Annotated in this window: 10 protein-coding genes; 7 read left to right on the top strand and 3 right to left on the bottom strand. The window is 42.9% G+C overall.

From position 1 onward, the window contains the following. Positions 1 to 127: 127 nt before the first annotated feature. The 3 genes from AAEY79_RS04280 to AAEY79_RS04270 all read left to right on the top strand — a co-directional run bounded on the left by AAEY79_RS04280 (position 128) and on the right by AAEY79_RS04270 (position 3,343). Positions 128 to 1,240, top strand: a complete 1,113-nt coding sequence (locus AAEY79_RS04280; protein ID WP_201566993.1) for a hypothetical protein — start codon at positions 128 to 130, stop codon at positions 1,238 to 1,240. A gap of 296 nt (positions 1,241 to 1,536) precedes the next feature. Further along, positions 1,537 to 2,295, top strand: coding sequence for an endonuclease/exonuclease/phosphatase family protein (locus tag AAEY79_RS04275; protein WP_025652572.1), 759 nt, complete (start codon positions 1,537 to 1,539; stop codon positions 2,293 to 2,295). A 52-nt stretch (positions 2,296 to 2,347) separates the two neighbouring features. Then, positions 2,348 to 3,343 (top strand): NADP-dependent oxidoreductase, encoded by a 996-nt coding sequence (locus tag AAEY79_RS04270; RefSeq protein WP_025652571.1) that lies wholly within the window; start codon positions 2,348 to 2,350, stop codon positions 3,341 to 3,343. On the opposite strand, the gene AAEY79_RS04265 is transcribed toward AAEY79_RS04270, so the two are convergent. From AAEY79_RS04265 to AAEY79_RS04255, 3 genes are all read right to left on the bottom strand, one after another. Continuing rightward, positions 3,340 to 3,957, bottom strand: a complete 618-nt coding sequence (locus tag AAEY79_RS04265; protein ID WP_201566997.1) for an alpha-ketoglutarate-dependent dioxygenase AlkB — start codon at positions 3,955 to 3,957, stop codon at positions 3,340 to 3,342. The two genes, AAEY79_RS04270 and AAEY79_RS04265, sit on opposite strands and share 4 nt — an antisense overlap. 11 nt (positions 3,958 to 3,968) lie before the next feature. Beyond that, positions 3,969 to 4,859 carry an alpha/beta fold hydrolase gene (locus AAEY79_RS04260; protein ID WP_201566999.1) on the bottom strand — a complete coding sequence of 297 codons (891 nt, stop codon included), beginning with the start codon at positions 4,857 to 4,859 and terminating at the stop codon, positions 3,969 to 3,971. 90 nt (positions 4,860 to 4,949) lie between these two features. Beyond that, positions 4,950 to 6,863 carry an ABC transporter ATP-binding protein gene (locus tag AAEY79_RS04255; RefSeq protein ID WP_101211181.1) on the bottom strand — a complete coding sequence of 638 codons (1,914 nt, stop codon included), beginning with the start codon at positions 6,861 to 6,863 and terminating at the stop codon, positions 4,950 to 4,952. 341 nt (positions 6,864 to 7,204) lie between these two features. Between AAEY79_RS04255 and AAEY79_RS04250 the strand changes: the two genes are divergently transcribed. From AAEY79_RS04250 to AAEY79_RS04235, 4 genes are all read left to right on the top strand, one after another. Continuing rightward, complete coding sequence (locus AAEY79_RS04250; RefSeq protein WP_025652567.1) at positions 7,205 to 8,053, top strand: DMT family transporter; 849 nt, start codon at positions 7,205 to 7,207, stop codon at positions 8,051 to 8,053. Between the two features lie 181 nt (positions 8,054 to 8,234). Beyond that, complete coding sequence (locus AAEY79_RS04245; RefSeq protein WP_025652566.1) at positions 8,235 to 9,125, top strand: fructose bisphosphate aldolase; 891 nt, start codon at positions 8,235 to 8,237, stop codon at positions 9,123 to 9,125. Between the two features lie 125 nt (positions 9,126 to 9,250). Further along, positions 9,251 to 10,318, top strand: coding sequence for a hypothetical protein (locus AAEY79_RS04240; RefSeq protein ID WP_156915648.1), 1,068 nt, complete (start codon positions 9,251 to 9,253; stop codon positions 10,316 to 10,318). 6 nt (positions 10,319 to 10,324) lie between these two features. After that, the gene (locus tag AAEY79_RS04235) at positions 10,325 to 11,470 is read left to right on the top strand and encodes a hypothetical protein (protein ID WP_352287397.1); all 1,146 of its coding nucleotides are present in this window, start codon (positions 10,325 to 10,327) and stop codon (positions 11,468 to 11,470) included. Positions 11,471 to 11,481 lie beyond the last annotated feature (11 nt).

Raw genomic sequence — 11,481 nt, 5'->3', positions numbered from 1 at the left:
CTTGATCAAGGAATGCTGAGGTTCTGTATTAATTATTACCGTAAAACTCATTGAATTTTGATAATTCATATAAAAGTATTTCTACTCATAAGATCAATAACTAATAATAAAACAAGGAGCAATATTTATGAAAGCGACTCTCAAAAGTTTACGCGAAACCAAGGCTAATCCTGCGGTCAGTATTTTTGTTAAAACTCACCGCGAACATCCTGATAATGACAAAGATCCTATCGCCCTTAAAAACCAGTTAAAAGTTGTCGAAGAGCGTCTCACCAAAGAGTACGATAAGCGCACAGCAACGACTATTTTGGACAACATTCACGCCAAAACTAATGAGCTAAACCATAATTATAACCTTGATACTTTAGCGATATTTGCCAGTGTTGATGACGTACAAGTAATTCGTATGCCGATTGATACGACCGAACGCGTGGTCATTTCAAACAGATTTGCTACCCGTGATTTGGTTCGCGATATGGCAAGCGCGGTACATTACTATACAGTGGTACTGACCCGTGATAGTGCCCGCTTGATTGAAGCATCTAATGATCGCGTTGTTAGAGAGCTTGATAAAGGTGATGACGTGCAAAACAATATGGAAAGCATTGCCTTTCCTATCGAGAATAACGGTCTGTATACAACCAGTGACGGTGGCTCTGACCGTTCTGCAAGTAACGAAAGCAGTCATTTAAAAGAGTTCTTTAACCAAGTGGATAAGAGCGTACAAGAGCTGTGGGGCGAGCATAAAATGCCTCTTGTCATCGTCGGTGACGCAAAAAATATCGGCTATTATAAAGAAGTATGTGACCGTCCAGAAAACATCATTGCCACGGTATCAAACGCCACCAATCTAGAAGATGGTAGCGCCCAGCATATCGTCGATTGTTTACAAGAGGCGGTAGAAGAGTACCGTACTTCATTACACCAAGCGGCCATGGGTGAAATTGATAAAGCTCGCGGTGCCAATATGTTGCAGACTGACTTACAAGAAGTCTATCGCAGCGCCTTCCAAGGAGCGGGCGAGACCCTCTATGTGCGCCGTGGTTATATACAATCTGCCAAGATTGACGAAAAAGCACAGACTTTAAGCATCGCTAATGATGCTGCTGCAGAAGGTGTCACGGATGATGCGATTGGCGAAATCATTGAGCACGTGATTCACAATGGCGGTGAGGCTGTGTTTATGCCGCAAGACATCATGGGCGAAGACCAACCGATTGCTCTGGTGACCCGTTACTAATTTTAGTCATATTGACTGCTAATGACATGTACTTATGAATTAGCCATTGGTAACGTATCGGTATAAGATGAGAGCATTGGTTCGATACGAATCAATGCTTTTTTGACTGAATGGCTATCAGGTCTTATGGTTAGTAATTTCAATCATCAAGCTGTACTCGCCTGATGTTGACTACAATTCTAAATTAAACCACTATAAATTAAACGGTGAGTAAACGCCCTTTTAAAGTTACTGTCATTTTAACGTCATCCACTTTAAACATGACTCCCATTTTTTACACGACGACTGATACATTTATGACTAATACAAGCTCTTTTGTTCTAACCAGCTATAACATTCATAAAGGCATGTCGCCTATGAATCGGCAAGTAAAAATGCAAGGTATTGCCCATGCGCTTGAGGGTATAGGCTCGGACGTTCTGTGTTTGCAAGAGGTACAAGGTCAGAATCTTAAGCGCAATATGCAATACAACGAATATCCTGATCAATCACAGCATGAATGGTTTGGCGAATATCTACAGCTGCAAAACAGTTATGGTAAAAACTCAGAATATGAAAACGGTCATCATGGTAATGCCGTGCTCAGCCGCTTTCCGTTAGATCCAAAACATAACGTCAATATTACGGTAAATAAATTGGAGCAGCGTGGGGTCTTACATTGTGAGGTGCAGCCAGTAGGTTGGGAGAGACCGGTCGTAGTATTGTGCGCGCACTTAAATTTGTTTGAGCGGGATCGTCTTAAGCAGTATGAGGCCATTGCCAATTATGTGCGCAATGAGATTGCCCCTGATCAACCGCTGATCTTAGCGGGTGACTTTAACGATTGGAAAAAACTGTCTTGTGACAAATTAGCGTCCAGTCTCGGCATGACCGAAGCTTTCAAGCATTGTCATGGCAAGCTGTCACCTACCTTTCCAGCTAAGCTACCGGTGCTCAGCTTAGATCGTATCTATGTGCGTAATTTAAGGGTTAAAGATGCATGGGTGCACACTGGCAAACCGTGGTCAACGCTGTCCGATCACTTGCCCATCAGTGCAGAGCTGGTGTTGCCATAAGCAGAGAATTCACTAAAAATAAAACAATAGCAGCATACAAGGATGATAAACCATGTCTAATACTCAAATACCAACCACTCAACATGCGGTACTCATTCGTGAGTTTGGTGAACCTGACGTTATGAACTATGAGGACGGTGTCGCCATTCCAGCTTTGGCGGATGAGCAAGTCTTGGTAAAAGTTGCCTACGCCGGCATCAATCCTGTTGACTATAAAACCCGTCAAGGTAAAGGTTGGGGCGCTGATAATATTCAAAAAGATAAGTTTGATCATGATCAGCCAGCGATTTTAGGTTTTGATGTAGCCGGCACTATCGTCAAAAGCAATAACGAGCAGTTTGCCGTTGGTGATAAAGTTGCCGCTCTGACTTTTGATGGGGGTTGCTATGCAGAGTACGTAGCAGTCGATGGCAAGTTGCTAGCCAAAGTGCCAGAGGGCGTCACATTAGAACAGGCAGGTGCACTCCCTTGTGTCGGTCAAACGGCGCTACAATTTGTTGAGTTCGCTGATATCAAAAAAGGCGAGCATGTGGTCATGAATGCGCCCGCTGGTGGGGTTGGTCAGCTGGTCATTCAGTTATTAATGGACAAGGTCGACGAGGACAATATTAACGTCACCGTCATCTGCTCAGCAGAAAAGTATACCAAGCTTGATACTTTGATAGATAAAAGCAAGCTGACCGGCTGGATTGACTATACCAAAGAAGAGGCATTTCCTGATTTGCAAGCCGATGTATTGCTAGACTTGGTCGGCGGGGATGCTGGGGTACGCGCACTCGATGTACTCAAATCTGGTGCACGCGTCAATGTGTTACCAACGATTTGGGTTGATAAGCTCGTCGATGCTGGCAGTCAAAAAAGCCTAAACGTGGCAGGTTATAAAGCCCAGCGTAGTGGGCAGGATATGGCGAGAGTGTTAGAACAATTGGCGACTGGCAAGCTTAAATTACATATTCAGCAGACCTATTCGCTCTCTGAGGTCGTTGCCGCGCATACTGAGCTACAAAAAGGCGATACCTTTGGCAAGATAGTTTTAAAAGTAGACTAATCTGGCAGCATCTGTCGAAACGTGAGACTAATGCGTCCAGTGTTGACAGTTTTAGTCTTGGTGATAGTGTGTTTCCAGTAGGTCTGAGTATCGCCATGCATAACGATAAGATGACCAGACTCAAGGTAAAGCTCGACTTTATCTTGAGTTTTTTTATGTTTAAAAACAAATTTGCGCGTGGCACCGAGCGATAAGGCAGCGATAATAGGTTGATAGCCCAATTCTTTTTCGTCATCAGCATGATAGCCCATACCGTCACTACCTGAGGGGTAATAATTCAATAGGCAAGAATTAAAATTAGCGGTAATCCCAATATTTGCTAGCTGTTGCTCAACATGTTGTTTCACGTGAAACACGGTTTCTGACCATGGAATGCTTTGACGGGCATGTCCTGAGTAATGATAGCTGCTGCTATCTCCACCCATCCAAACGATTTGGCGCGTGGTGACGTGGGTCTTACCAAACAACGTGACAATGTCAGCCTGCCAAGGCAGTTCACTCAATAATATGTCATAAAGCTCATGGCTATTATCAATGACGATACCCAAGTCATTCGCCCGACCATCATAGGGTAGTATATTGTCAGTGGGACTAGGGGTAAATAAATCAGTCATAAGCTCAAAACTTAACGATTAAAATTCTGTAAGATAACAGTGGCGCATTGTTCCGGTGCTTCTATAGGTAATAAATGTCCGTTCTCAGGCATGATGTTAAGCTGGTCAGTGGGTACAAATTTTCGCCAATTATCGCGGACTTTATCATTGATAAAGATAGTGGGCTTACCGATGATGAGTTGGTAAGGCACCGTGGTTTTTGCCAGCTTCTTTAGCGCACCGTCTATATAAGGGATACCGAAATAATTCGCTATCTCTTGCTCGGGAGTGAAGATAAATGCATAACGGCCATCGTTTTGCTGTACTAAGCTTTGCTCGGCAAAGAGGTATAAGTGCTCATCAGAGATGCGTCGATAAGCGCTTTTTTCTCGTAGGCTGTCATAAAACTCATCTATATTTGCCCAAACTTTTTGCTTAGTTAACGCGCTTTTGAAAGGTTGACGCTTAAGCTTCACGCGGCGAGGTATCAGCTTATAGAGCAGCGCCTGTGATTTGGTAAAAGTGACGGGCTCTATCAAGTACAACGCAGAGAATAGATCAGGACGTTTGGCCGCTGCCATAGCCGTCGCAGTAGCGCCCTGCGAATGACCTATGCCCACAACAGGACTATCTTGCGTTTGCTCTAAAAACTTAATAAGCAGGTCAGCATCTTGCTCACGGGTTAGTACCCGAGCTTTTGGCTTGTCATACCAATAGCCACGCATCGCCAGCGCGCTGATATCAAAACCAGCAGCCAGCTCGGTTAATAAGGGCTGATAATTACCGACCGTAAAACCATTACCGCCATAGAAATGCGCTTTGGCTCGTTTAGCATTATCATGGGTCGATTCAGCCAATGAGTGTAAATCGTAGTAACAGGCGCGTTTTTTATTTAGCGTGATACTTTTAGCAAATTGTTCCATAACACTCGTACTTCCCTGTATGACCATTTTTCAATTTTAAGTTTAGTTTTCAAGCTACAGTTTATTGTGAGATTTAAGGTGGTACCAATTTTAGCTCTCTTCTCCTAAGAAACCACCGCTTTGACGCTGCCAAAGCCCCGCATAGACGCCATCCAATGCCAGTAGCTCTTCGTGACTGCCTTGCTCAATGATTTGACCTTTATCCATGACTACCAGTCTGTCAAGCGCGGCAATCGTAGAGAGACGATGAGCAATAGCAATCACCGTTTTGCCCGTCATGATATCGTTCAAGCTTTCGGTAATGGCAAACTCAATCTCAGAGTCTAGCGCACTGGTCGCCTCATCCAAGAGTAGAATCGGCGCATTTTTTAGCATAACACGTGAGATGGCAATACGCTGGCGCTGACCGCCAGAGAGTTTGACGCCCCGTTCACCAACTTGCGTATCCAAACCCGTATTGCCTTTATCGTCATACAAATCTTTGATAAATTCCCATGCTTGTGCTTGCTTAGTGGCACGGATGATTTCTGCATCGCTGGCATCAGGGCGACCATAAGCGATGTTTTCACGAACGGTGCGATGGAGCAATGAGGTATCTTGCGTCACCATACCGATCTGTTGACGCAGAGACTCTTGAGTGACTTCATCAATCGCTTGTCCATCGATGTAGATTTTACCTTTATCAACGTCAAAGAAGCGCAATAATAAATTCACTAAGGTTGATTTACCCGCACCTGAGCGTCCAACCAAACCAATCTTTTCCCCAGGTTTGATATCTAAATGAAAGTTATCGAGCAGTTTGATTTGTGAAGAGGCAATCGCCGTTCCCGCAGTACTCACTTCATCAATACGCTCGCCTTCGTTATCACCATTTTCACTTTCATAACTGAAATCAACATGGTCAAAGACAATGTGACCATCAGTCACTTTTAGCTCAGGTGCATTTGAAACATCCACAATCGTTTGCGGTGCTGACAAAGTACGCATACCGTCTTGGGCAGTACCGATGCTTTCAAACAGGCTAGCAGTTTGCCACATAATCCACTGCGTCAACCCATTGAGTCGTAATGCCATCGCCGTTGCTGCGGCAATAGCACCGACGCCAATATCGCCTTGCTGCCATAAATAAAGACCAATCCCAGCCGTACTACTTACTAAGATGACACTGATGAGATGGGTGGATATCTCTAAATAACTGACCCAGCGCATCTGCGCATGAACCGTACCTAAAAACTGACCCATGGCGTTTTTGGCATAGCCCAGCTCACGGCGCGAATGGCTGAACAGCTTTACCGTCATGATATTGGCGTAAGCATCAGTGATACGGCCAACCATCAATGCGCGGGCATCAGCCTGTATGATAGAGGTCCGTTTAAGCTTGGGAATAAAGAAACGTAAGGTAAAGCCAACCAGTACGAACCAGATAACAAAAGGTATGAGCAATAAGCTGTCTAAATTGAATAAGATAACCCCAGTCGTAATAAAGTAGACAATGACATACATAAACATGTCAGTGACTGTCATCACCGTATCGCGTACGGCCAGCGCCGTTTGCATTACCTTGGCTGACACACGACCAGAGAATTCATCTTGATAAAACTGCATTGACTGCCCAAGCATGTGCTGATGAAAACGCCAGCGCATCTGCATCGGGAACACACCTTGAATCGACTGAAAATGAATGAACGACGATAAGGCAATCCAAAACGGGCTCAGGAGCATGACCGCTAGCATCAAAAGGAGCGTATCGCCTTTTTCAGTCCATAGTGTTTGCGGTGTATACACCCCTAACCAGTCAACAATGTTGCCAATCCATGCAAACAGCATCGCCTCATAGATACCGATACCTGCGGACAAAATCATAAAGAATAGCAGCCAGATACGTAAGCCTTTGGTACATGCCCACAAAAACTTCATCAGCCCTTCGCGAGGTGAGGGCAATGGCATAGGCGTATCAGGAAAGGCCGGTAGACGGTTTTCAAAAAATCGAAATAGAGCATTCATAGGCAAGGGAAGAGCGTCAATAGCAATACGCTAAGACAGATACCGGTAGGCATTATCTTAAACGTGTATTTGAGTGAATGGGAAATGCTGCTATTTTAACAAAACTTCGTAATCACGCCTGCATGCTAATTGTAAATTGACAATCAGTGGCTGTACTCGTTTATTACTGATTGGCTCAACTCTCATAAATACATTGCTGTATAAAAAATATTTTGTTACATTCTAGTGCTTATTTTCTATTTGGCTGTCATTCATCTCATTTTTATCTCCATTTTAAAAATGAGGACACGCCTTGGATAAATAATAAACACATAAAACTGCGACTTAAAAGGTAGACGTTCATGCTGTATTTAACCATCGCGGTACTATGCAGTGTCGCCGTTTCAGTACTCTTGAAAACATTACGTCAACGAGATATCGATATTCGCCAGACTATCGTCGCTGGTTATCCAGTGGCTTTTTTATTGACATGGTTTTTATTGAAGCCAGACATCAGCGGACTTAGTCTGTTAGGAAGCGCGTGGGGGATTATCATAGCGCTTGGCGTGCTACTGCCTGCGGTGTTTATCATTCTTGGGCGCGCGATTGCTGCGGTTGGTATGGTGGCAACCGATGCCGCTCAGCGTTTATCATTGATTATTCCTATCGTTGCTGCCTTTTTATTATTCGGTGAGGTACTGACAGGTACGCGTATATTTGGTTTGGTATTAGGCTTTTTGGCACTAGGTGCTTTGGTGTATCGTCCTCAAGCGGGCGGCATAACTAAACAAGCTCGCCAAACGCCGCTTTGGTTACTTGGCGTCTGGGCAGGCTACGGCATTATCGATATTCTATTCAAGCAAGTGGCCAAGCAAGGGTCTGCCTTTCCACTGACGTTATTTGTCAGTTTTGGGCTGGCAGGGCTGTTACTGTTTATTTATTTGCTGATCACGCGGGTGCGCTGGCAGGGCAATGCACTCATGGCAGGAGTACTGCTGGGTGCGCTGAATATGGGTAATATTTACGCTTATGTACGGGCACATCAAGTATTGTCTGAGTCACCAAGCATTGTGTTTACTGGTATGAATGTGGGTGTCATCGCAGTGGCAACTATGATAGGTGTTGGCGTATTTAAAGAGCGGCTCAATCGCATTAATATAATAGGGCTATTATTGGCGGTTGGTTGTGTGGCAGTACTGTTTTTAGCATAACCGTTTAGCCTAAATTCATCCATATCGTTGCGATTTATAAAATTGTTAACTTATCAGATATAGGCATGCCGGGCATCCTATGATAAGGTTATCTAAAAATAGCAAGACTGATATAAGCTGACAAAAAGCGCTTTGCTTTGAGACATTTGACCTCAACGAATAAAAATAGGATGCACGCCCAATGGAATACGAAAAGCAATTACAACGCATAAAAAATGGTTCAGGCTTCATCGCGGCGCTTGACCAAAGTGGAGGCAGTACGCCAAAAGCACTCGAAAATTATGGCGTGAGCAGCGACGATTATGACAATGATGACACCATGTTCGATCTCGTACATGAGATGCGAGCCCGTATCATCACTTGTGAAACCTTTGATAGCGAGCGCGTGCTTGGGGCAATTCTATTCGAAGATACCATGGAGCGTGAGGTTGAGGGTAAGTCGACGGCCAACTATCTGTGGGAAGATAAAAACATCGTACCGTTCCTTAAGGTTGATAAAGGTCTGGCTGAGCAAATGAATGGTGTGCAAGTCATGCGCCCGATACCTGATTTAGATGCACTATTGGACAAGGCCAAAAACTATCCGGTATTTGGTACTAAGATGCGCTCAGTGATTTATGAGCCCAATGTCGATGGTATCGAGCTGGTCGTACAGCAGCAGTTTGATGTGGCCAAGCAGATTCTTTCAAAAGGCTTCATGCCTATTGTCGAGCCAGAAGTGAATATTGACAGCGCTAAAAAACATGACTGTGAGCTGATACTTAAAACCAGTCTTTTGCACAATCTTGATTTTTTAGACGATGGTCATCAAGTAATGCTGAAACTGACCTTGCCAGAGAAAGAAGGCTTTTACCAAGAGCTGGTTGATCACCCAAAAGTGCTAAAAGTTGTGGCATTGTCGGGCGGTTACAGCCGTAGTGCTGCGTGTGCTAAGCTTAAGCAAAACCCAGGTATGATTGCCAGTTTCTCCCGTGCCTTTACTGAAGGGTTGAGTAAGCAGCAAAGTGATGAAGCATTTTCTGAAACGATTAATAACTCAATCGAAGAAATCTATGAGGCGTCGAAGGTTTAAAGCCTTCAACCTTTATAATTGATTTTGAATCCCAGCTGACTTTAGGTTTGCTGGGATTTTTTTAATGGCATTCACAGTAGATATTTATTAAACTTGTGTTTGTTTTCATGGTTTTTGGAGAGGTTGTGTTTCGCTTTATTACTTTAGGATTGTTTTTATTAAGTTGGAGTGTTTCTAGTCAATCTATGGAGCCTGTAGGCTATTCAGGTACTTGGGCAAGCGCTGCTTATTTTAATAATGCCATCGATGTTATATCAGAGACAGTTAATATCGATATTACAGATGATGCTAATAATGCTGGTTATACAGTGAGCTATAAGCTGTATAACAATCGTGAAGGGCTTCAATTCCCATTGGTTTTTGAAGTATTCGATGAATTTGGACAAAGTAATGAGTTCGAAATTACTGTCGATGGTCAATCAGTGCCTGTCGTAACGGTTACTGAAGATAATAACGGGCTTGAGACATCTGATTTCTATATGCCAACCAATACTGGTTTAGAGCAATTCAGAGCAGATTCAAAGTATATCAACCTGGATTTGTCGTCAGGGTTGCATACTATTACAGCTACTTATGACGTCCAGCCGCATTATTATGGCAGTGATTGGACTGGGATAAGCACTTACTCTTATTCGTTAGTGCCGATGAATGAGAGCGTCAGTGATGATAAGCAGTTTAAAGGGTCATTTATTAAGCTAAATTTCAATGGTGGTTTAGACTATATCAGTATGGATATCGATGGCACGAAGAATACTTTACCTTCTAATAACCAATGGCATTTCAACGATAATCTTGCGAAAGAGATTGATTTTATTATTCAAGCACCTCTGAATCCTGTGGCAAAAGTTTTGACGGCTGTTTCGCCATTCATAACTATAAGTTTCGCGCTATTTGTATTGGGTGGACTGCATTTACGTATGATGAAACGTAGACAGCAAGCCCAGCCCGAAACCCTTTGGACAGTCATGCTGGTGGGTGGTTTTCTAGTGCCTCTGCTTAGCCTGATAATTTATTACCTCTATCTACTGGTGACAGATATGATCATTGGTCAAGGCGCAACAGGAGAAAGTCGCGATTTGTTCTTTATATGGGTTTTGCCGTTAGGCTATATAGTAATAACACCTATTTATTTGATAATTAGTTTTGTGGTTTTTATGATGGTTAAACAGACGGTTACTAAAACAGTAAAGTAATTATAGTTGAAGGCTGTAAATAGCTTTGTGATTCGCGAACAGCTAGCTGACGAGCCATTTGAGAGAATATTAATGCGTAGGACCATTTTAGGATTGCTTTTATTAAGCCACAGTATGTTTAGCTATGCCAATATGGCGTCTCCCATTATCGACGGTACTAATGCCAGTACGGCATATTCAAGCAAAGATATCGATATATTGTCTGAAAACATAGATATCAATATTGCTGAAGGTTTTAATCAAGCTGACTATGATGTCACTTACGAAATTTATAGCGCTAAAAAAGGCGATCGAATACCTTTGGTTTTTGAGGTGTTCGATAGCATAGGTAATGATGCAGACAAAAGCTTTATAGTCGAAGTCGATGGGCAAGCGGTACCAGTACTTATCAATTATGATTATAAAAGTCATTCAAAATCATTGCCCGCTTATCATGATCCAGAAACGGATACGGCCGTACAGTTCCATAATGACGCTAAATACTTTGAGATAAACTTAAGCGAAGGCAATCATGTCATTAATGTTAAATATTCTGCCTATCCTACAGTAAACCGTAGTGATTGGACCAATCAATATATCTATAGCTATTCATTAAAACCTGCCAAAACTTGGAAAAGCTTTGGTGACCTGACCGTTACTCTAAAGATTGCTGATGAATCGAAATACTTGAAGACTAATCTTGGCGAACCTTTAAGTGGGATGATAAAAGCAGATTCGAAGTGGGTCTTTGATCATCTGCCTCAAGATGTTCTTGAGATATCTTACCGACAGCCACCAAGTTCTTTGGCTCAATGGCTGATTGATTTAGATGGAAGAGTAGTGTTTTTAGTATCAATAATGTTATTTGGTTTTATGCATTATAGATCGTTGCGTTCGAGTCACAAAAAGCACTCTAAACAAGCAAAAGCAATCCTTTGGTCGGGAGTGTTCATTGTGCCTCTCATAGCATTGATAATAGTTTTCTATAAAATTTACTTTATAGACTGGTTACTAGGCGAGCATGCCAGCAGGTATCATGGATATACAATTTTTATTATTGTCTTTGGCTATCCACTGGTTTTGCCTTTTTATTTACTCATTATGAAACTGTGCGACTCTTACTTCAAACGAGTTTTTCCACGAGACTCAAAAATAAACGTAAAAAAAGCTTAAACCTAGCGACT

The sequence above is a fragment of the Psychrobacter sp. GW64-MNA-CIBAN-0177 genome, assembly GCF_040309585.1.
Taxonomy (GTDB): Bacteria; Pseudomonadota; Gammaproteobacteria; order Pseudomonadales; family Moraxellaceae; genus Psychrobacter; species Psychrobacter okhotskensis.
Note: the sequence above shows the minus strand (reverse complement) of the source record. Positions and strands in the feature narration are given on the sequence as shown.

What these genes read in the sequence shown, in the direction of transcription:
- AAEY79_RS04280 (WP_201566993.1), top strand. Translation starts at nt 128, where the DNA reads ATGAAAGCGACTCTCAAAAGTTTACGCGAAACCAAGGCTAATCCTGCG.
- AAEY79_RS04250 (WP_025652567.1), top strand. Translation starts at nt 7,205, where the DNA reads ATGCTGTATTTAACCATCGCGGTACTATGCAGTGTCGCCGTTTCAGTA.
- AAEY79_RS04255 (WP_101211181.1), bottom strand. Translation starts at nt 6,863, where the DNA reads ATGAATGCTCTATTTCGATTTTTTGAAAACCGTCTACCGGCCTTTCCT.
- AAEY79_RS04260 (WP_201566999.1), bottom strand. Translation starts at nt 4,859, where the DNA reads ATGGAACAATTTGCTAAAAGTATCACGCTAAATAAAAAACGCGCCTGT.
- AAEY79_RS04275 (WP_025652572.1), top strand. Translation starts at nt 1,537, where the DNA reads ATGACTAATACAAGCTCTTTTGTTCTAACCAGCTATAACATTCATAAA.
- AAEY79_RS04265 (WP_201566997.1), bottom strand. Translation starts at nt 3,957, where the DNA reads ATGACTGATTTATTTACCCCTAGTCCCACTGACAATATACTACCCTAT.
- AAEY79_RS04245 (WP_025652566.1), top strand. Translation starts at nt 8,235, where the DNA reads ATGGAATACGAAAAGCAATTACAACGCATAAAAAATGGTTCAGGCTTC.
- AAEY79_RS04270 (WP_025652571.1), top strand. Translation starts at nt 2,348, where the DNA reads ATGTCTAATACTCAAATACCAACCACTCAACATGCGGTACTCATTCGT.